Consider the following 18,455-nt stretch of genomic DNA (forward strand, 5'->3'; position numbering starts at 1 on the left):
CTTATGGCGCGTTGTACTCTATATATTTAGATATCGTATAGAGTACAACGCGTTTGTTTGTTATACACGTAGTGTTTTGGCGAATTTATTTGAAGGGAAATGCTTTGGAAGGTGCGTTAGGGGATAACGTCTTTTTTCTTATAGTTGAGTATGTTGCTATGGGATGTTGTGGCATGGTTGGCGGCATGTGGGCTATTCGTAAGAATTATGATGTTTTTGCGATTATTACTACGTCTTGGATAACTGCATTGGGTGGCGGTATTGTTCGTGATGTGTTGCTTGGAGCATTGCCGCCTGTTGGTATTGCTGATCGTGGTTTTGTTATTACAGGTCTGCTTTCTGGTGTTATTGTGGCTGTTGCTCACCCTGAGATTGATAAATGGCGTTGGCTTATGCTTACGCTTGATGCCTTGGCGTTGGGTCTGTTTGCTGTGAATGGCACAGCAAAAGGTTTGGATTTTCACATGTCTGGTATGGCTTCAGTATTTTTAGGAATGGCAACTGCTTTGGGTGGCGGTTTGATTCGCGACATGATTTTGAACCAAGTTCCTGTTATTGTGCGAGATAAGCATTGGTATGCTTTACCTGCTGCTCTTGGATGTGTATTAACTGTTTTTGTTGTAAAAGCAAAGCATGCAGGTTACTTTGGTTTAACTGTTGAAATATTGCTTGATGTTCTTATTGTTGTTCTTGTTGTTGCAATGCGCTTGTTGTCTGTGAAACTAGATTTAACTTTATTTGGAGCAATGAACCGCACGGAACCTATTAAGGTTAGACGTCCTCGTATTCGTCGTATTAATAATCGTCGTCACCGCTAATATTGCATACGATGATAAAAATAATCCCCAGCACCGATTGGTACTGGGGATTTTCCTTACATGCTGTGTTATGCAGTTATCTGCACAAACTTCACAGAGCGTTAATCGCTACAGCAAGACCAGACTTGCGGTTTGCAGCCTGATTCTTATGAATCACGCCACGACCTGCAGCCTTGTCAAGCTTCTTAGCGGCTACTGCGAAAGCGGCCTGCGCTGCAGCCTTATCACCAGCGGTGATGGCTTCACGAGTAGCACGAATAGCGGTCTTCAAAGCAGACTTTACTGCTACGTTACGCTTATGTGCTTTCTCGTTAGTGAGAACACGCTTTTTCTGCGACTTAATGTTTGCCACTGTTACTCCAAACGACGTTTGCTATATAAGGACATACAAATAGTAAGTGTATCATGCTTATTAGATAACGTTATTCGTTTCTATTGTTCGTTTTGGGATTTCCTCCTCAATGTGGCGCGAGTTTTGGGGGATTTCTCTCCTCGCACGTCCCGTCCTTCGTGCGCTCTGGCTGCTAAAAGAGCTTAGTGTGTTCGTCTTTCTTTAAAGAATGTAGCTTCTCAGTCCTCTTTTAGTGCTCGTAGAGAAATCCCCCAAACTCTGCGTGTTTAATCTTTAATAACCGTGTTAATCGCAGAGATTTTTCGATTTTTCTTCTTCGCTTGGCGAATCAGCAGCCTGCGGTTCTGCGCGACGACCTGCCTGAGCGCTTAAAGCGTAGCGCGCGAAGGCAACTCGGAGCGGAAACTCGCTCAGGTTGGAAGTCCAGTGGACTTCCAACGCGAGTTTCGTAGCAAGCGCGTTACCCGCGCGAGCGTCCGCGCTCAGTGCGAAAAATCTCAAATCTCTACCACGTGAATACTTACTTAACTGATAACGACGAATATTAAGTCAAATAAGCTATTAGTTTTTTGCGTAGCGTTATTTTGTATTGTCAAAACTCAATAAGTGCTAAAAATATTGATTTATATTATAAAATAGGGTAGTAGAGTTGGTAAGATTAATTACTTGCGTAGCTTACGCAATTTAATACTATCCGCGTATTTAATAAGGAGATGCTTGCTTTGATTACACCGCATAACCAGCCAGGATTTACGGATCAATCGTTGATACGCAATTTCTGCATTATTGCGCATATAGATCATGGCAAGTCCACTGTAGCAGATCGCATTTTACAACTTTCAGGAATCGTGCCAGAGCGTGAAATGCGAGACCGTTTCTTGGATCGCATGGATATTGAGCAAGAGCGCGGTATTACTATTAAATCGCAGGCTGTTCGCGTTCCTTGGACTTTTGAAGGCAAAGAGTATTCGCTTGGAATGATTGATACTCCTGGACACGTCGATTTTACTTATGAAGTTTCGCGCGCGCTGGCAGCATGCGAAGGTGCGGTGCTGTTGGTAGATGCAACCCAAGGCATTGAAGCGCAAACGCTTTCTAATCTTTATATGGCAATCGACCATAATTTAACGATTATTCCTGTTCTTAACAAAATCGATTTGCCTAGCGCTGAACCAGATAAGCATGCTGAAGAAATAGCTGGTTTAATTGGTTGCAAGCCGGAGGACGTGTTGCGCGTTTCTGGTAAAACCGGCGAAGGTGTTAAAGACTTACTTGATCAAATTGTGCTGGAAGTTCCAGCCCCAAGCGGAAATCCTGATGCTCCTGCTCGCGCTCTTATTTTTGATTCAGTATACGATTCGTATCGCGGAATCGTCACCTATATTCGTATGGTTGATGGCGAACTTAAGTCGCGCGAAAAGTTGCATATGATGGGAATCGGCATGACGCACGATCCTATTGAAATCGGCGTTATTAGCCCAGATATGACTCCAACTAAGGCGCTTGGAGCCGGAGAAGTAGGCTATGTAATTACAGGTGCAAAAGACGTGAGTCAATCTAAAGTTGGCGACACCATTACCAGCGCTATAAATTCTGCATCTGAGCCTTTGGATGGTTATCGCGATCCTAAACCTATGGTTTACGCAGGTCTTTTCCCAATTGATAACGCGCAATTCCCGGATCTTCGAGATGCTCTCGACAAGCTAAAACTTAACGACGCTGCTCTTATTTACGAGCCAGAAACCTCGGTTGCGTTGGGCTTTGGTTTTCGTTGCGGATTCTTGGGTCTTCTTCATATGGAGATTGTTTCCGAGCGTTTAAGCCGAGAGTTTGGCTTGGATCTTATTTCCACTGCTCCTAACGTAACTTATGACGTTACTAGCGAAGATGGTAAAGAGCATCATGTAACGAATCCTAGCGAGTTTCCAGAAGGCAAGATTAAGCGCATTATTGAACCAATGGTTGCTGCCGATATTATTACGCCGAAAGAATTTATTGGTGCTGTAATGGATTTGTGTCAGGAACATCGCGGAGAAATGGGCACAATGGAATATATTAGTGCCGACCGCGTGGAGATGCATTACAGGATTCCTCTTGCAGAAATCGTTTTTGACTTCTTCGATCAGCTTAAAAGTCGCACAAAAGGCTACGCTTCTCTCGACTACCATGAAGACGGCGAGCAGTCTGCGGATCTTGTGAAGGTTGATATTCTTATTCAGGGAGATAAGGTTGACGCTTTTAGCGCAATTGTGCACCGCGATAAGGCTTATTCTTACGGCGTTATGATGACTAAGAAGCTTCGTGGACTTATTCCTCGCCAGCAATTTGAGATCCCAATTCAAGCTGCAATCGGCTCTAGAATTATTGCTCGCGAAACTATTAGCGCACTTCGAAAAGACGTGCTCGCTAAATGCTACGGCGGCGATATTACGCGTAAACGTAAGCTTCTCGAAAAGCAGAAGGCTGGTAAGAAGCGTATGAAGATGCTCGGCCATGTTGAAGTTCCTCAAGAAGCGTTTGTTGCTGCATTAGCTACAGACGAGAGCGCAAACGATCGCGATACTAAAGATAAGATTCGTGCAGCACAAAAGTCCGAGGGATGAGTTTAGAGTTGGATGCTGAATTAAATAAATCAGCTATGCAAACTAAAAGTATGCCTTTTGAAGTGTACGTGCATGTGCCGTTTTGTTTGCGTCGTTGCGGTTATTGCGATTTTAATACGTATACTGCTCGCGATTTAGGAGAGAGAGCAAGTCGCGAAGGGTACGCGGATGTTGCGATTCGTGAAATGCAACTCGTAAAAAAATGGCAGGAATATCACGGGATTTTCGAGCCTAAAGCGCAATCTGTTTTCTTCGGCGGTGGCACTCCAACAGTTCTTAAAGCGCGCGACTTAGTGCGAATTTTGCAAGAAATACGTAACTTGTGGGGATTGAAAACTGGAGCGGAAATAACTACTGAAGCAAATCCGGATACTGCAGATGAAAAGTATATTGAGACGCTTGCAGAAGGTGGATTTACTCGAATATCTTTTGGAATGCAATCGGCTGTTCCGCATGTTCTTAAAACTCTTGACCGTACTCATACTCCAGAAAATGTAACTCGCGGTGTAAACGCAGCAAACGCATGTGGCTTGCGTTCAAGCGTTGACTTGATTTATGGAGCTCCGGGGGAGAGTTTAGACGATTGGCGAAAGTCGGTAGAAATGGCTTTAAGTCTAGGCGTTAACCATATTTCTGCATACGCGCTAACGGTAGAGCCGCGTACAAAAATGGGCCGTCAAATCGCTGCTGGCACTATTCAAGCGCCAAATGATGATGATGAAGCCGCAAAATACGAGTTGGCAGACGAACTTTTTAACTCTGCTGGATTACAATGGTACGAGATTTCTAATTGGGCGCGTCCTGGTTTTGAGTCTCGTCATAATCTTGGCTACTGGCGAAATATTGATTGGGCTGGAATTGGTCCTGGAGCACATTCGCACTACAATGCTGCAAATCACATTAGTAAACAAAGCATGGATGATAGTGCTTCTTTAGCTAATACAAGTGAGTTTTATAACCTTCGCTCATGGGATATTTTGCACCCAAAACATTGGGCTCATGCTATTAACGCAGGAAACGTGCCGTGGCAAAACTACGAGTGTATAAATGCTGAAGACGCGCTTATTGAAGAGGTAATGCTTGGGCTTCGCATTAAAGAAGGGCTTGATATTTCGCAATTGTGCGAAAAAATGCGCGAAACTAATAAGGTGTTCGATGATTCGCATTTGCAAAAAGTGTTACGCGAAGTGTGTAAGGAAGATTTGGCAGTGTTGCACGAAAATCGCATTATCGCAACACGCAAAGGTAGGCTGCTCAACGATTTATTAATAGAAAGAATTGTTGACGCGTGTGAAGAAGGTATGACCGTGCTAAAATAATGCGTATTGTGTCATAAATGCTTGATATAAGAAAATTCAATGTAGAAAGGAACAATCATGGCAAACCGCAAAGAGCGTCGCGCGAAGGAAAGGCAGAGCCGCAAAGGGATTCCTTCTCAATATGATGAAACAAAAGGTCGCGCTCGCGGAGGCATGATTGACGAATACAATTTACAAGAACGCTCTAGAAGACTTCAAGAGAGGGGAACTGGTCCTTGGAAGCCAACGTCTAACGTGACAGCTGAGGAGGAGAGATTGGCTCGCAATGTTAAGCGATCTCAGGTTGGCGATGATACTTGGAATGTTGTTCGTAAAGTTGTTGGAGTGTTTTCCTGGGCTGTGATTTTGCTTTCAGCGCTTGCTTTCTTGGTGATTATGTGGCTTCCTAATCAGCCTATTGTGCTTGTTGTGGTAGTTTCTGTTTTGTTTGCATTAGGCGTGTTTGGCTTGTTCTTTAGCTTTAGTAATTCTAGGCAGAATCCGCGCCTTGACGAGCACGGCACTGCGATTTAGATGTACTTATAAAATAAGAATGTTTTTAATAATTAAGGCGGGCACTTGCTAATAACAACGTGCTCGCCTTAGTTATTTGTGTGCGCTCCGAACTGCTTTCGCGCTTAGAGCGTAGCGCGCGAAAGCAACTCGGAGCGGAAACTCGCTTAAGTTGGAAGTCCAGTGGACTTCCAACTTAAGCGAGTTTCGTAAGCGAGCGCTTATTCCTCACGGCTATTGGTAGCCGTTCGGCTGATTTGGCATGTGAAGCACACCGTGCTTCACAATTGAGCCAAATCACGCTTTGAAAGAGCTTGAAATCCTGTTGATTTCAAGCTCGGCCAAAGCGCGCGAGCGCATACTGCGTTACGGTCTCTAGTTGGCGCTCTTCGGACATTCGCGCATTTACACAATAGGATGCTTAATGTAGTAATCTCGCATTGACTTCTTGGAAATTATTTCCTCGCTGCCTTGATTTGCAGATATGCCGATTCTCGCGCGAATCCACGGATCTTCTTCATGTGTTCTTTCGCTGAGCTGATTTCCTGTAAGATTTCCAAGTTTTGCGCACACTTCCTCTATAATCTTCACCTGCTCATATTCTAAAGTTGCGCATCTTTCTGGAAGAGAAATCAGTAGTTCCTCTTTGCGAATTGTGAATCTTCCTCGATGCCTGTTAAATAATTCCAATGAAACTGGACCGTTCGTCCAAGCTTCAAAATCTTCCGGAAATAGCGACAATCCAGTTGTAGCTAAGCTGTGCGCTTGAGAATAATACACAAGCTTTTGCAGCTTCATAGTTGTCATTGGCCCCATAATTTCCAATATTTTTGCCGCTACGTTAATAATACCCATCGCGCACCTCCTTTTTCTCTGCAACAAATTAATAGCGATTTTATGAATGGAAAAAGTGAGCGTCAATTCGATTAAAGAAATGTGGACAACTTTTATTATGCGTAGTTTTTGGCTTGCGTTAATTTTGTGAATCTATAAGCGCGTAGCCATGTCTTACAAGCACAGATTTAAGTTGCGTAAGATAAGCGAGTGAAGCTCTTGAAAGCTTCGTGCGCTCGTTGGTAATCCAGCCAACAAGCATAGTGTCATCACATTCAAGCGGAATAGTGACGATTTTTTCATTGTTTAAATCGCCGTTATCTATTCCAGTGCAAACAGTATAACCATTCAACCCAATAATAAAGTTTAAAATGGTAGCGCGGTCAGAAACGTTGATTTTTTTCGGTGGGCGAGTAGGCCAAACAGCCTCTTCTGCGAAGAAGAAACTTCCTTCTTCTCCCTGTTCGTATTGAATAAACGGGTACGGTTTTAAATCTTCCAAGCTCAAGCTTTTTCGCACTGCAAGCGGATTGTTTCTAGAAAGAAAAACATGCAATTTTGCACGGAAAAGCGGGTGGAACTCCAAATGTTTTTCACGAAGCAGCTTGCCGATTACATCCTTGTTGTAGTCAGAAAGATAAAGAATTCCAAGGTCTGCGCGCATATCGCTTACTTGCTTAATAATATTTTTTGTGCGTGTCTCGCGAATTGAAAACTCGTATTCATCAGAATGAATACTGCGAATCATATCGACGAATGCTTCAACGGCAAACATATAGTGTTGTGTTGCAACGCTGCATAATTGTGGGCGAGGCTTCGTACTTTTGTATCGTTCTTCAAGAAGATCTGCCTGCTCAATTACTTGTCGAGCGTACGTCAAAAATTCCGCTCCATCAGCTGTTAATGCAATTCCTTGAGTGGACCTAGTGAAAATTTCAATGTTAAGTTCTCTTTCAAGCTCTTTTACAGAAGAGCTCAATGCTGGTTGTGAAATATATAGTGCTCGTGCTGCTTCGTTCATTGAACCGCAGTCAACGATTTTTACAATATATTTCAGTTGTAGCAAAGTCATACGAGCTTCTTTCGTGAGCTAAAAGTTACGATAATCATCAAAAATCACATAAATGAACCGCTAACGAATCTAGCAAAAGGTATAGGCATAACTTAATTTTTAGTTGCCATAACCATAGTTTCACATAACCATAGTCTCATACATGATCTTAGTAATATAAGCTAAATATTTAAGCAATATTATTAAAGATTTACTCCCACTGAAGCTAAATCCTTACGCGCCTGCTCTGCGGTTGTAAAAACAAAGCCATGCATGCCAACTCTATGAGCTCCATCAATATTTGCTGGTTTGTCGTCGAAGAAAACAGTTGTTTGCGGATTCAATCCAAATCTACTTATAGCAAGTTCAAAAATTTCCGGTTCTGGCTTATGCAAATGCTCAACACCGGAAATAATAGTTCCTTGTAAAAGAGTAGAAAGTTCTGGGAATTTACGTAAAGCAAGTGGGAAAGTTTCTTTAGACCAATTCGTTAAGCCCCACACGCCGTATCCAGCTTTACGCAGATCATGCAATAAATCAACCATTCCAGGCATCATGCGCGTCAAAACTTGGTCATAATGAGCACAATACCAACGAAAAGCTTCAGCAAGTTCGCTTCCAAAGCGACGTTCGTATTCAGGCATAAGATCTTTCAAAAGCTCGCCGCCATCCATGCGGTCCTCAAATTCATAGAACCCGGCTAAATCGTTCTTTCCAAAGCTTCCATTAGGGCAAATAGTATCAACTAAATTCGGGAATTGCTTTTGCAAACAGTTTCGGCAATTCCATTCGAGTAGAACTTTGCAATAGTCAAACATAACGTCATGGATTTCAATATTTTGTGCGTTAGTCATTTGTTTCTACTCCTTCTATTTTGTTTCATACGTTATTTTACATTTGCGTATTTTGTTTCATGCGTTAATTTTGCACGCTATTGATATTATTCTGCGCGCTACTTTATATTAATAAGAATCCCAAGAACATGCGGTAATGCATTTATAATGTCGCTTGCCACAATTGGATGTTCCAAAGTTAAAGCATGCTTTGATTTCACTATGTCTTGCACTAGTTGAGTGTAATTGTTTCCTCCGCTACTGCGTGATGCAAATACTGCGCAAATTCCATGAATCACAGCTGCGCTCGCTGCAATAAGTGCGTAATTTTCGTTATTTGCGTTGTCGTTCTTGTCGGCGTTTTCGTTATCTTTTTCGTACTGTGCTAGCAATGCTCCTAGAATTCCTGCTAGCACATCTCCTGAGCCTGCAGTTGCTAGCCAAGATGGAGCGTATTGTGCAATATAAATAGGAGAGTGCAGCGATGATGGTGAAGCAACTGCTGTTGTTGCGCCTTTAAGAAGCACAGTTGCTCCAGTAAGATTTGCTGCTTTTTGAGCGTAGTGTGTTGGGTTGCTAGATATTTGTTGTGCGCTTACTTCTAAATCATATCTAGTAAAAAGCGAGCTTAATTCTCCTGCATGAGGTGTGAGAACTACTTTTTCGCAAACTTGTTTTGGTAGTAAGTCTAATGCTCCAGCATCTACGCATATTGGCGGAAGATTGTTATTTAATTGCGTTTCAGCGTTGTCGTTTTCGTTTTTGTTGTCGTTTTCGTTGGAGTATTTTGCAAGTATGCTAGCAATGTATTTTCTTTGAGATAAAGCAGTTTCGTCGTTGCAATGGCTTTCGTCTGGTATGCCGCATCCAACTGTTATTGCGTCTATTTTTCCGTTTAATTGTTCAGATGCTACTACCTCAGGCGATGCTTGCAATACTAAGTTTTGTGCGCGAAGAGGACCTGAATAACGAACCATTCCAATATTTGCATGTATTGCAGCGCTTGTACTTAACACTGCTGCTCCGGGATAGTCGTTTGAACCGGTAATTACGCCTAGAACACCTCTTGAATATTTATTATCGCTTGCGTGAGGTGTGCGCAATGGTGTGGAAGCAAGATGAATATCTACTGATATTTCATTAGTTGCAGAGTTTTTATCGTCAGTGCGTGAACTGTCGGGTTTTGCAATGTAATTCATACCATCTGTATTGCCAAACATAGTATTAAGTGTAATTGCTGTTAAGCACATGCAGAGTTGGCTAAACATGTGTATTATTGTCTAAACTTATGTATTGTTACAATTTGTAAACATTTTGAAAATATTTGTAATTTTTTGTTATTCTGCGTGTCGTGAGTGTTACGGCGTGTCGCTACTAGTTTTGCGTAAAAAATAAACAAAAATGCCTGATTAATAAATTTGTTCAAATGTTATAATCACATTTATTTTTTCGTTGGTATATTAACGTTTTTTAATGCAAGATAAAGCAGAAAGTAGCACGGTCTTTTTTGAAATTTTGCATTATAACAGATGGAAAAGTCGCGAAACGCATTTTTGCAAAAATAATTATATTTTTTCACATTTTTTATTGACCGTCACGCATATTTTTCTTATGCTATAAGCGTTATTGCGAATGATTATTTTTTTCATGAATAGCTTTCATGAGTACCTCTCACAATCAACCCATGCAATAACAGTTAAAGATTCCCGAAAGGAACGAGTGTGAAAACTTCACGAATTTTCGCAACTGCAGCTGCGGTTGCATTATTAGCAACTTCTATGGGTGCTTGCGGCTCTGCAAAAAATGCCGAAAATAAGGCGAAGGGCAATCAAGTAAATGTAGTGGCAACTACAACTCAAATTTGCGATTACGTAACTCAAATCGCTTCAACTGCTGACGCAAAATCTGGATTGAGCCTCAATAAGACTGATTCTCAGGGCAAGAAGTCTGTAATCGGAGCTCCTCAAGACAAAGCAAAGTCAACAATTAATTTGACCTGCTTGCTTGCGCCAAACGCTTCTGCTCATGAGCATGAAATGACTCCAGCTCAATCTAAAGCTCTTTCTAAGGCTGATTTGATGCTCGTTTCTGGTGTAGATCTCGAGCACTTCTTGGATCAAGCTGTGAAAGCTACCGGTTTTAAGGGCACTATGGGTGTAACTTCCGGTATTCTCACTGCTGATGAAATCAAGGATTCAAAGGCTGAGGCTGCTAAGGAAAAGGATCTTCCATACAAGGTTGATCGCGGTATCGCTAAGGTGCATGCTGAAAAGTGGCCATTCCCTCCAGAAGAAGGCGAGAAGGAGCCTGAATTCCAGTACGATCCACATATTTGGACCAGCACGAAGAACACGATGATTCAGGTTAAGAATATCGGTTATTTCCTCGGGAAAGCTCTTCCTAAGAGCAAGTCTATTTTCGATGAGCATGTTGAAAAGTTCGTTAAGTCTTTGACTGATTTGGATGCTTGGGCAACTAAAGCTTTGAATAGTGTGCCACAAAAGCATCGTGTTCTCTTCACTTCTCACGATGCATTCGGTTACTTCTCTCGTGATTACAATGTGAAGTTCATTGGTGCAGCACTTTCTGATTTCAACAGCCAGCAGGATGCTACTGCAGATCATATTCAGAAAGCTGCAGAAGATGTCAAGAAGTCCGGAGCTGTTGCGATTTTTGCTGAGAATTCTAACAATTCCAAGTCTATCAAGGCTGTTGCTGCAGCAGCAGGAGTAAAGGCTGTTATTGGCGACGACGCACTTTATGGAGATTCGCTTGGACCAGTCGGATCTGCCGGAGAAACTTACATCGGTTCCATTGTTCACAATGTTGAAACATTGGTGAAAGCTTGGAATGGTAATGTTCCTGAACTTCCAGATTCAGTTAAGACTGCATTGAAGAAGTGACATATAAATAACAGTAAAAATAATAGTATCGTAACAGTAACTTTAATAGCGAAAGTTTAATAGCGAAAGCAGGAAGTTACTGTTACGAATACTTATTAATAAACTGAAAAGACTGGAAATATAGTGAATAAGAGCGTCCTTGCAATGAAAAATTGCGACCTGGCATACGGTTATAAAACTGTAGTGACTGGTATTAATGGCAGTGTGCAAGCCGGGGAAGCTTTGGCTTTAATAGGTCCAAATGGTTCTGGAAAAACAACGTTTTTGCAGGCTATTATTGGTATCGTGCGCGTAAGTCGCGGTGAACTGAAAATGCCTAAGGCTTTGTCTATTGGATATGTGCCACAGCAGGTTGATTTGGATTTAACATTCCCTATTACTGCACGGCAAGTTGTTGCAATGGGCTTAAGTAGACAGACAGGTTTTCTTGGATTGCTTAAAAAAGATCAGAAAAAAGCTGTTGAGGATGCTCTTAATCATGTTGGTTTATTAAATCGTGCAGATGTGCGATTTGGTGACCTTTCTGGCGGTCAGCGCCAACGCATTCTTCTTGCGCGCGCTATTGTTGCAAAGCCAACGCTTATTTTGCTCGACGAACCTTTTAATGGTCTTGATGAACCGAATCGCCGAGAACTTCTTAATATTATGAAATCAGCAAAGCAAGAAGGTATTGCTTTTGTTGTGTCTACGCATGATTTAGTTATTGCAGATGCTATTTGTGAAAAAGCGCTACTTTTAGCTGGCAAGCAGATTGCTTTTGGTGCGCTTAAAGAAGTAATGACTAAAGAAAATATTACTCGCGCATATGGTGGAAGCATGCCTGCTGCTTCTGCAGGTCTTACTTTTTCGGAAATTGCGGAAGGCTGATTTTCAATGCTTGCCCAATTAGTTGAGTCATTAAGAGAAGCTCTGGAACCAATTCCAGGTTTTGATTTTATTGCTTCTGCTCCTTATATTTTTCGCCCGTTCTGCTTACTTATAGTTCTGTCTATAGCTAGCGGAATCGTTGGTGTATTCGTGAACTTGAGATGTGCTGAATTTAATGCGGAAGCTATTGTGCATGGCATATTTCCTGGAATTGTTGTAGGCGCTTTGTACGGTGGCATAGATCAAATTATTCCTGGTGCTGCAATTTGTTCAGTATTTTTAGTTGCTGCGTTAGTGTGGGCTTCTCGTTCAGCTCGCATAAATGAATCGATTATCGCAACTGTTTTAACTACTTTCTTTGCTCTTGGTGTAGTAATTTCACTAAAAAAAGGTGATATGTCAGGTCAGCTCGAAGCGTTGATGTTTGGTAGGCTGCTTGATGTCACTGATGAGCGAATGACTCAAGCAATGTGGATTTGCTTGTTTGCAATTATTGTGCTTTTGGCAACTTGGAAACAGCAGATTATTGTTGCTTTCGATCGAGCAAGTGCTCCATTAATGGGAGTGCATACTCTTTTTGTAGATATTGTTCTTAACGTTGGTATTGCTGCGGTTGTTGTTTCTGCATCTTCAGCTGTTGGCGTTCTTCTTGTGATCGGATACCTTATTATTCCAGGAGCTAGTGCTCGTTTAGTGTCTAGAACAGTTGGGCGCATGGTTGCAGTTGGTATTTTTGTTGGTATTGCTGGAGTTGTTCTTGGTATGTACGTTATGAATTTGGAGCTTGATCATCCTATTTCTCCTCAAGCAGCAATTGCATTAAGCATGTGTGCAATGTTCGTAGTTGTGCTTGTTGTGCGCTGGCTGTTCCAAGTTATTTCATCTATAGTTTTTGCGCATAAAACTCATACAAGCGATAGCGATATGCAAGTTTTAGCAAAATCTTATAAAGGTAGGGCATAGATGGTAAGTATTTGGCAAATTATCGCTCTACCTATAGTTGAAGCAATTGTTGTAGGTGCTCTATGCGGTTTTGTTGGCTCTCTTGCTCTTCTTAATCAGCGAATATTCTTTACTGAATCTATTACTCATGCTGCATTTCCTGGAGCAGTATTAGGTGTAGTTTTAACTTCTGCTTATACAATAGATCAAAATATTTTGTCGCTTGGGCTTTTTGTTGGTGCTGCTGTTGCGTGCGTTGTACTTTCCTTAGTAATGTATGCACTTTCGCATCTTAAAGGCATTTCTTCGCAAGCTGCAGCTGGCATTACTTTAACTGTCGGCTTTGCTAGTGGATACTTTTTAAATAAGTGGTTTGCTCCATTGCCATTGCGTATTGAGGGATTTTTAACTGGATCATTGCTTAATTGCACTCCTGCAGACGTGATTTCAGCCTCTGTTGCTTTCTTACTTGTTTTGGGATTATGGGTTTTTAATTCTGCTAATCTTGTGCATTGCTCGTTTGACCCTATTAATTACCGTGCTGCAGGCGGAAGATCAGGTTTTATACAGGGCATGGTTCTTGCTTTGATTATTATTACTGTTTCCGTTATTATTCCAGCAGTTGGTACAGTTGTTTCAGTATCTCTTATTGCTGCTCCTGCTGCAGCATTAAAGGGAAGAATTGCTTCTATAAATAAATTCGTGCTTGCATGCGTAATTACTGCTGTTTCGATTGCTTTAATTGGACTAGCTTTGGCTGTAATACTGAAACTTTCTGCCGGCGGCACTATTGCTATCGTAGCTGGAGCTTTCTTCTTAATAGTCAAGATTAGTGAAAGCATTTTTATAAAAATTAATGATTTTTCATCAAGATTGCATGCAAGGCGAGAAAAAGTAGCCGAAAACGCTATTTAGCAAAAGTTCCTTAAAAGTCGCTCTGTTGTCCTAGAATATCAACGAATTGCGCGTGAAAAATGCGCGCGATTGACGTCGTTTTTTGCGCGTTTTATTTATGTTTTAATCGCGTAAGTTTATCGACGCCACACAAGTCCAGGTCTGCACATTAGTAACGCAAGACCCCGATAGAAAAGGACAATTATGGCTGAAAATACCATCTCCATCACCGTAAACGAGGAACGCAAGGAGGTGGATGCAAGCTTCACTGGCGCCCAACTTTTCGCGGAAGATAAGAATATTATTGCCGTGCGTTTAAATGGCGAGTTGCGTGATTTGTACACGCCTCTTCATGACGGCGATACCGTGGAATCAGTAGCCCTTGATAGTGAAGATGGCATCGCAATCATGCGTCATTCCGCTACTCACGTGATGGCTCAAGCTGTTCAAGAAATTCGACCAGACGCAAAGTTGGGCGTAGGTCCTGTAATTAAAGACGGCTTCTACTATGATTTCGATGTTGATACTCCATTTACGCCAGACGATTTGAAGCAAATCGAAAAGCATATGCAGCGCATTATTAAAGAGTCTCAAAGCTTCCGTCGTCGCGTTGTAACTGAAGATGAAGCGCGCGCTGAAGAAGCAAATCAACCTTATAAGTTGGAGTTGATTGGGGATAAGGAAGCTGCTCTTGATCCGGCTGCTGCTGGCGAAATTAGCAAGCATGAGCTTAGCATGTACGACAATTTGGATCGCGAAGGCAATAAAGTTTGGAGCGATTTGTGCCGTGGACCTCATTTGCCAAACACTCGCTATATTAAGGCTTTTAAGCTTGAGCGTGTTGCTGCAGCTTACTGGCGTGGCTCGGAGCATAATCCTATGCTTCAGCGCATTTACGGAACTGCTTGGCCTAGCAAGGAAGAGCTTAAAGCTTATACAACTCGCATGGAAGAAGCTGCTAAGCGCGATCATCGTAAGCTCGGTCAAGAGATGGATTTGTTCTCATTCCCAGATGAGATTGGTCCAGGCTTAGCAGTGTTCCATCCAAAAGGTGCTGCAATTATTAACGCAATGGAAGATTATTCCCGCGAACAGCATCGCAAGCATCACTACAGCTTCGTACAAACTCCGCACATTACTAAGGGCGGCTTGTATGAGACTTCCGGCCACTTGCAGTGGTACAAGGATGGCATGTATCCTCCAATGAAGCTTGACGAAGAGCGCGACGAAAACGGTAACGTAACTCGCCAAGGTGCTGACTACTACTTGAAGCCAATGAACTGCCCAATGCATAACTTGATCTTCAAGTCTCGCCAGCGTTCTTATCGCGAGCTTCCTTTGCGCTTGTTTGAGTTTGGTACTGTGTATCGCTACGAAAAGTCTGGCGTTGTGCATGGGTTAACTCGTGTTCGTGGCTTGACTCAGGATGATTCGCATATTTACTGCACTCGCGAGCAAATGCGCGATGAGTTGAAGAGCTTGCTTAACTTTGTGCTTGGTCTTCTTAAAGACTTCGGTTTGAACGATTTCTACTTGGAGCTTTCCACTAAGGATGAGCACAAGTTCGTTGGTTCCGACGAGATTTGGGAAGAAGCAACTAATACTTTGGCAGAGGTTGCTAAAGAGTCTGGTTTGGAACTCGTGGACGATCCAGGTGGAGCTGCATTCTACGGCCCGAAGATTTCCGTGCAAGCTCGCGATGCAATCGGCCGCACTTGGCAGGTTTCTACTATTCAGCTCGACTTCAACTTGCCTGAGCGCTTTAAGTTGGAATACATTGCGGCTGACGGTAGCCACCAGCGTCCTGTGATGATTCACCGCGCACTCTTTGGCTCTATTGAGCGTTTCTTCGCTATTTTGCTTGAGCACTATGCAGGCGCATTCCCAGCATGGTTGGCTCCAGTCCAGGTGACTGGCGTTCCTGTTGCAGATGAGTTCGCTCCACACTTGCAAAAGTTGATTAGCGATTTGGAAGAGAATATGGTTCGTTGCGAAATGGACAACTCTGACGATCGCTTCGGCAAGAAGATTCGTAACGCTTCTAAGTCTAAAGTGCCTTTCACTTTGATTGCTGGCGAAGAGGATGTGAACAACAATGCTGTGAGCTTCCGCTTCCGCGATGGCAGCCAATTGAATGGCGTTCCTGTTTCGCAAGCTAAAGAGTGGATTTTGTCCATCATTAAGCAGCGCGTTCAGGTCAATACTGCAGAAGATTTTGAGCGCTACACTAAGTAGCATAAGCTATTTAAGTTATGTAACTTAAATAACGTTACTTAAGCAGCACAGTTTCGCTTGAAAATTAAATTGCAATAAATAAACGAAATAAGCAAAAGCCCACACTTCTTAAAGTTGTGTGGGCTTTTGTGTGTATTACAGCCGATTGACTAATATGGGATTGTTTATTGAACCCAAGTTTTATTTGCTTGATTACGCTAGGAAGGTTGCATTCAATGTTGGAATCATTACGCAGTGGGTTTAAGCGCACTATTTCTCCAATTGCAAAATTGCTAGTCCGATTAGGCATAAGTGCTAACTGTGTAACAATTGTCGGCACAATAGCTGTAGTTATTATTGCTTTTGTTACTGCTTTTACTAAACAGTTTGTTGTTGGCACTATATTTTTAACTATTTTTGTGCTTGCAGACAGTTTAGATGGTTCTGTTGCTGCTTTGACAACAGGCGGCACAAAATTTGGTGCATTTCTTGACTCAACTCTCGATCGCATTGCAGACTGGTCATTATTTTCCTCTGTATGCATTTGTTTGTATGAAGCTCACGAAAAAAATATGTGCACTTGGATTTCAACTTTGAATGGCAATGCAATAAAGTATGTAGGATTATTAAGCTGTTTGGTTGCTCTTATGGCAGCTTTCGTAACTTCATACACTCGCGCTCGCGGTCAGTCAATAAATGTAGATCCTAAAAAAGGTTTAATAACTCGTGCAGATAGAGTTGCCGTGATTCTTGTTGCTATGGGGCTTGTTGGTTTTACAAATCAACTTTTTTGGTTGAGTTTTGCTATGATTCTGCTTGCTGTTGGCGGTATTATTACAGTTTTCCAGCGTATTTTTGAAGTAAAGCATGGGCTTGATATAAAAGATAAATAAAATTTGTCGCGAAAGCGCAATAAAATCGTTTCGTTTGATTAACTGTACGTTTTAGGAGTATCATGTCAGGTCATTCCAAGTGGGCGACTACAAAGCACAAGAAGGCCGCTATCGACGCAAAGCGTGGCAAGCTTTTTGCCAAGCTTATTAAGAACATTGAAATTGCTGCACGTTTGGGTGGTGGCGATCCTGATGGTAACCCTACGCTGTACGATGCCATCGTTAAAGCCAAGAAGGCTTCCATGCCTGCTGACAACATCAAGCGCGCTGTAAAGCGTGGTTCTGGTGAAGAAGCTGGCGGCGCAAACTATGAAGAGATCGTTTACGAAGGTTACGCTCCTGCAGGTGTTGGATTGATTATTGAATGCCTTACTGATAACCGTAATCGTGCTGCTGCTGATGTGCGTTCAACTCTTACTAAGGGCAACGGTTCTTTGGCAACAAGCGGTTCCGTGAGCTTCAACTTCGAACGTAAAGGTTTGATTGAGGTTCCATCCGAAGGCGTTGACTACGATAAGCTTTTCGAAGTTGCAGCTGAAGCTGGAGCTGAAGATGTTGCTGATGATGGCGATGTTTATTCTGTTTACACCAATTCCAGTGATTTGGTAACTGTGCGTAAGGCTTTGCAGGAAGCTGGTTTCGACTATGATTCTGCAGATATCATTATGCATCCAAACAATGAGGTTGAATTAAGCTTCGAAGATGCTCAAAAGGTTTCTCGCTTAATCGATAATCTCGATGACTTGGACGATGTTCAGAATATTTACAGCAACTGGACCGCTTCAGATGAGGTTATGGCTCAGCTTGAGGAAGATGAATAGTCTCCTATGATGATTTTGGGCGTTGACCCCGGGCTTACTCGCTGCGGGGTCGGCGTGATTGAAGCCGGCGTCTCGCGTCGGCTTTCTTTTATTCACGTCGATGTGTTGAGGTCTGAGCCTGATCTTTCGCAAGATTTGCGACTTTTAAAGATTTATAACGGATTAGTTGAAAAAATTGAGCGTTTTTCGCCTGATACTGTGTCTATTGAACGTGTTTTTGCGCAAGAAAATCGAAATACTGTTCTTGGCACTGCACAGGTTGCTGGTATCGCAATGCTTGCTGCAGCTCAGCGCAATATTCCTGTTGCTTTACACACTCCTACTGAAGTTAAACTTGCTGTAGCTGGAAACGGAAAAGCTCAAAAACCTCAAGTAGAGCGCATGGTAGCGCGATTACTTGGTCTTAATGTTTTGCCTACTCCTGCTGATGCTGCCGACGCTTTAGCTCAAGCTATTTGTCATGCTCTTCGTCCTTCTGGTGCTTTGCAAGGTGGCGAGCGCGAGCAGCATCTAACTGCTGCACAGAAACAATGGGCTTTAGCTCAAGCTCAGGCGCGTAAATCTTCTTCTGTCGTTCGAGACATGTAGGATATTAATAGAACAGATGTTCTATTATAAT

At 42.5% G+C, this 18,455-nt stretch carries 17 protein-coding genes; 12 read left to right on the forward strand and 5 right to left on the reverse strand.

The features are described 5' to 3' along the window. Positions 1–104 precede the first annotated feature (104 nt). Positions 105–818, forward strand: a complete 714-nt coding sequence (locus tag HXT43_RS02230) for a trimeric intracellular cation channel family protein (protein ID WP_032842495.1) — start codon at positions 105–107, stop codon at positions 816–818. Positions 819–909: 91 nt separating this feature from the next. On the opposite strand, the gene rpsT is transcribed toward HXT43_RS02230, so the two are convergent. Next, a complete protein-coding gene (gene rpsT, locus HXT43_RS02235; protein ID WP_004106518.1) occupies positions 910–1,170 on the reverse strand; it encodes a 30S ribosomal protein S20 in 261 nt (86 codons plus the stop codon). A gap of 722 nt (positions 1,171–1,892) precedes the next feature. Here rpsT and lepA point away from each other — a divergent pair. From lepA to HXT43_RS02250, 3 genes are read left to right on the forward strand one after another with little or no spacing between them, the layout of a single operon-like run. Further along, on the forward strand, positions 1,893–3,773 hold the full coding sequence (lepA, locus tag HXT43_RS02240) for a translation elongation factor 4 (RefSeq protein ID WP_032835221.1): 1,881 nt from the start codon (positions 1,893–1,895) through the stop codon (positions 3,771–3,773). Then, positions 3,770–5,092 carry a radical SAM family heme chaperone HemW gene (hemW, locus tag HXT43_RS02245; protein ID WP_117008752.1) on the forward strand — a complete coding sequence of 441 codons (1,323 nt, stop codon included), beginning with the start codon at positions 3,770–3,772 and terminating at the stop codon, positions 5,090–5,092. Before lepA ends, hemW begins: the two co-directional genes overlap by 4 nt. Positions 5,093–5,149: 57 nt before the next feature. Further along, complete coding sequence (locus tag HXT43_RS02250; RefSeq protein WP_004106523.1) at positions 5,150–5,605, forward strand: hypothetical protein; 456 nt, start codon at positions 5,150–5,152, stop codon at positions 5,603–5,605. A gap of 384 nt (positions 5,606–5,989) precedes the next feature. On the opposite strand, the gene HXT43_RS02255 is transcribed toward HXT43_RS02250, so the two are convergent. From HXT43_RS02255 to HXT43_RS02270, 4 genes are all read right to left on the reverse strand, one after another. Continuing rightward, positions 5,990–6,439 (reverse strand): Panacea domain-containing protein, encoded by a 450-nt coding sequence (locus HXT43_RS02255; RefSeq protein ID WP_117008753.1) that lies wholly within the window; start codon positions 6,437–6,439, stop codon positions 5,990–5,992. A 118-nt stretch (positions 6,440–6,557) separates the two neighbouring features. Then, on the reverse strand, positions 6,558–7,490 hold the full coding sequence (locus HXT43_RS02260; protein ID WP_101886060.1) for a LysR family transcriptional regulator: 933 nt from the start codon (positions 7,488–7,490) through the stop codon (positions 6,558–6,560). A 182-nt stretch (positions 7,491–7,672) separates the two neighbouring features. After that, a complete protein-coding gene (locus tag HXT43_RS02265) occupies positions 7,673–8,323 on the reverse strand; it encodes an HAD family hydrolase (protein ID WP_004119121.1) in 651 nt (216 codons plus the stop codon). 98 nt (positions 8,324–8,421) lie between these two features. Then, on the reverse strand, positions 8,422–9,552 hold the full coding sequence (locus HXT43_RS02270) for an ADP-dependent NAD(P)H-hydrate dehydratase (protein WP_004106531.1): 1,131 nt from the start codon (positions 9,550–9,552) through the stop codon (positions 8,422–8,424). Between the two features lie 471 nt (positions 9,553–10,023). Here HXT43_RS02270 and HXT43_RS02275 point away from each other — a divergent pair, with 471 nt between their 5' ends. The 8 genes from HXT43_RS02275 (at position 10,024) to ruvC (ending at position 18,424) form a co-directional block, all read left to right on the forward strand. After that, positions 10,024–11,205, forward strand: a complete 1,182-nt coding sequence (locus HXT43_RS02275; RefSeq protein WP_004106533.1) for a metal ABC transporter substrate-binding protein — start codon at positions 10,024–10,026, stop codon at positions 11,203–11,205. A gap of 144 nt (positions 11,206–11,349) precedes the next feature. Next, the gene (locus tag HXT43_RS02280; RefSeq protein WP_004574322.1) at positions 11,350–12,072 is read left to right on the forward strand and encodes a metal ABC transporter ATP-binding protein; all 723 of its coding nucleotides are present in this window, start codon (positions 11,350–11,352) and stop codon (positions 12,070–12,072) included. A 6-nt stretch (positions 12,073–12,078) separates the two neighbouring features. After that, the gene (locus tag HXT43_RS02285; RefSeq protein WP_004574321.1) at positions 12,079–13,035 is read left to right on the forward strand and encodes a metal ABC transporter permease; all 957 of its coding nucleotides are present in this window, start codon (positions 12,079–12,081) and stop codon (positions 13,033–13,035) included. Further along, positions 13,036–13,929: a metal ABC transporter permease gene (locus HXT43_RS02290; protein WP_004574320.1), complete on the forward strand. Its 894-nt coding sequence runs from the start codon at positions 13,036–13,038 to the stop codon at positions 13,927–13,929. It abuts the gene before it with no gap. A 183-nt stretch (positions 13,930–14,112) separates the two neighbouring features. After that, positions 14,113–16,143, forward strand: a complete 2,031-nt coding sequence (gene thrS / locus HXT43_RS02295) for a threonine--tRNA ligase (protein ID WP_004574318.1) — start codon at positions 14,113–14,115, stop codon at positions 16,141–16,143. A gap of 215 nt (positions 16,144–16,358) precedes the next feature. After that, positions 16,359–17,015 carry a CDP-alcohol phosphatidyltransferase family protein gene (locus HXT43_RS02300; protein WP_004574317.1) on the forward strand — a complete coding sequence of 219 codons (657 nt, stop codon included), beginning with the start codon at positions 16,359–16,361 and terminating at the stop codon, positions 17,013–17,015. Between the two features lie 62 nt (positions 17,016–17,077). Beyond that, positions 17,078–17,836 (forward strand): YebC/PmpR family DNA-binding transcriptional regulator, encoded by a 759-nt coding sequence (locus HXT43_RS02305; protein ID WP_004106544.1) that lies wholly within the window; start codon positions 17,078–17,080, stop codon positions 17,834–17,836. Between the two features lie 6 nt (positions 17,837–17,842). Next, a complete protein-coding gene (gene ruvC, locus HXT43_RS02310) occupies positions 17,843–18,424 on the forward strand; it encodes a crossover junction endodeoxyribonuclease RuvC (protein ID WP_004106546.1) in 582 nt (193 codons plus the stop codon). Positions 18,425–18,455 lie beyond the last annotated feature (31 nt).

It is taken from the genome of Gardnerella sp. DNF01195, assembly GCF_049244175.1.
Taxonomy (GTDB): Bacteria; Actinomycetota; Actinomycetes; order Actinomycetales; family Bifidobacteriaceae; genus Bifidobacterium; species Bifidobacterium leopoldii.